Raw genomic sequence first — 503 nt, 5'->3', positions numbered from 1 at the left:
CACGCCGACTACGTCAAGAACATGATCACCGGTGCCGCCCAGATGGACGGCGCGATCCTGGTGTGCTCGGCCGCTGACGGCCCGATGCCGCAGACGCGCGAGCACATCCTGCTGGCCCGCCAGGTGGGCGTGCCGTACATCGTGGTCTTCCTGAACAAGGCGGACATGGTGGACGACGCCGAGCTGCTGGAGCTGGTGGAGATGGAAGTCCGCGAGCTGCTGAGCAAGTACGACTTCCCGGGCGACGACACCCCGATCATCCACGGTTCGGCCCTGAAGGCCCTCGAGGGTGACCAGAGCGACATCGGCGTGCCGGCGATCATCAAGCTGGTCGAGGCGCTGGACACGTACATCCCGGAGCCGGAGCGCGACATCGACAAGCCGTTCCTGATGCCGGTCGAGGACGTGTTCTCGATCTCGGGCCGCGGCACCGTGGTGACCGGCCGCATCGAGCGCGGCATCATCAAGGTCGGCGACGAAATCGAGATCGTGGGCATCCGCGA

1 protein-coding gene is annotated in these 503 nt (G+C 66.2%); it reads left to right on the top strand.

Annotated elements, in window-relative coordinates; all coding sequences use genetic code 11:
• The coding region (locus K6753_RS14410; protein ID WP_255591922.1) for a GTP-binding protein at positions 1-503 on the top strand (503 nt) is incomplete at both ends.

This window comes from Novilysobacter selenitireducens, assembly GCF_020026895.1.
GTDB classification, from domain to species: Bacteria; Pseudomonadota; Gammaproteobacteria; order Xanthomonadales; family Xanthomonadaceae; genus Lysobacter_C; species Lysobacter_C selenitireducens.
The sequence above is the reverse complement of the archived record's forward strand: the minus strand, read 5'-3'. Positions and strand labels throughout refer to the sequence as shown.